Genomic DNA, 704 nt, shown 5'->3' with positions numbered 1-704 from the left:
TGCAATCAGCTGTGGAGCGCCGACTACAAGGGCCAGTTCAAAACCGGCGACGGTGCGTGGTGTTACCCGCTCACGATCATGGACCATCACAGCCGTCGCCTGCTGTGCTGCCAGGGGCTGCGTGGCCCGCGGCTGGCCCAGACCCAGCAGGCGTTTACGCGCCTGTTTCACCGATATGGGTTACCCGAGCGCTTACGCACCGATAACGGGGCGCCGTTTGCCAGTACGGCGCCCGGCGGCTTGTCCCGCCTGGCCGTGTGGTGGATTCGCCTGGGCATCACCCCGGAGCGCATCACCCCCGGCAAGCCGCAACAAAATGCCCGTCATGAGCGCATGCACCGCACGCTCAAGGCCGACACCGCGCGGCCGCCGGCGGCCAGCCTGGTTGCCCAGCAACGCCGCTTTGACGATTTCCTCGACGAGTACAACCACCAACGACCGCATGAGGCCTTAGGGCAATGGCCGCCCGCTCGGCTCTATCGGCCTTCTCAGCGAGCCTTTCCGGAGCGCTTGCCCGCCATCGACTATCCCGGCCATGTGCAAGTGCGCACCGTCAAGCCACCCGGCATCGTCTACTGGGGCGGCGGCCAGGTCTATGTCGGCCAGGTGCTGATCGGTCAGCCCGTGGCCTTGGAAGAAATCGACAACGACCTTTGGCAGCTGCATTTCGCGCATGTGCCGCTGGGCCGAATCCATTATCAACA

The 704-nt window shown here is 65.1% G+C and carries 1 protein-coding gene; it reads left to right on the top strand.

What is annotated here, in order from left to right:
• The coding region (locus tag RM531_RS15990) for an integrase core domain-containing protein (RefSeq protein ID WP_311660724.1) at positions 1–704 on the top strand (704 nt) is incomplete at both ends.

It is taken from the genome of Spectribacter acetivorans (assembly GCF_031846305.1).
GTDB classification, from domain to species: domain Bacteria; phylum Pseudomonadota; class Gammaproteobacteria; order Nevskiales; family Salinisphaeraceae; genus Spectribacter; species Spectribacter acetivorans.
This window is presented reverse-complemented; position numbering and strand designations above follow the sequence as displayed.